The following is a 753-nucleotide window of genomic DNA, read 5'->3' on the forward strand; positions in this document are numbered from 1 at the left end:
CCTATATATATAACTCAATACTCCACCTGATTGTTCTTCATTTTTTAGTGGCGGAAAGTCATCCCCCCTCTGACTGTGAGGGCGGTGCTGAAGAGGTGCAGATAGCAACCCCCTAACATTCTCAATTATGAAATATTTAGGTCTTATCTCAAAAATAGTTTCTAAATATTTAAGAAAGACGTTACCTCGTTCATCCTCAAAACCTAATCTTTTACCAGCCGTTGAAAAAGCCTGACAAGGAGGCCCCCCCATAATAAGGTCGACTTCATCATTGAAGGTTAACCCGGCATGTTCTAAAATTTGCTTTGACGAATAATCACGTATATCCCCAATAAGAGCCATATCTGGCTTATTCATTTTTATAGTCTTTCGTGCACTTTTATCTATTTCACAGGCTAAAAGAGTTTTGAACCCTGCTTTTTCCAGGCCTAAATCCAACCCCATAGCTCCACTAAAAAAACTTAGAGCTATCGGATTTGTTGTTTCAATTTTTGACATTCTATCTTCATCTTTCAGTAGTTTTTTTAATTCAACTATATCATCTCGGTCGATGAGCCATATCTTACCGGATTGACGCGCCGAGGGTATCCCCCCACCACGACATAGTGCTCTTAATTTTTGAGGGGAAACCTCTAACAATACTGCAGCCTCACCAACCGTTAAAATGGTACCCAATTTTCATTTCCCAAACGATGATAAATTCAGTCCAATTTGCCAACATGCTAAATTGATGTCAATAATTATGAATTATTT

General features: G+C 38.5%; 1 protein-coding gene. It reads right to left on the reverse strand.

The features are described 5' to 3' along the window. A partial coding sequence (locus NNN71_RS24790) for a DNA cytosine methyltransferase (protein ID WP_271459604.1) occupies positions 1 to 675 on the reverse strand: 675 nt, incomplete at its 3' end. Positions 676 to 753 lie beyond the last annotated feature (78 nt).

It is taken from the genome of Kluyvera sp. Awk 3 (assembly GCF_028069715.1).
Classification (GTDB): domain Bacteria; phylum Pseudomonadota; class Gammaproteobacteria; order Enterobacterales; family Enterobacteriaceae; genus Kluyvera; species Kluyvera georgiana_A.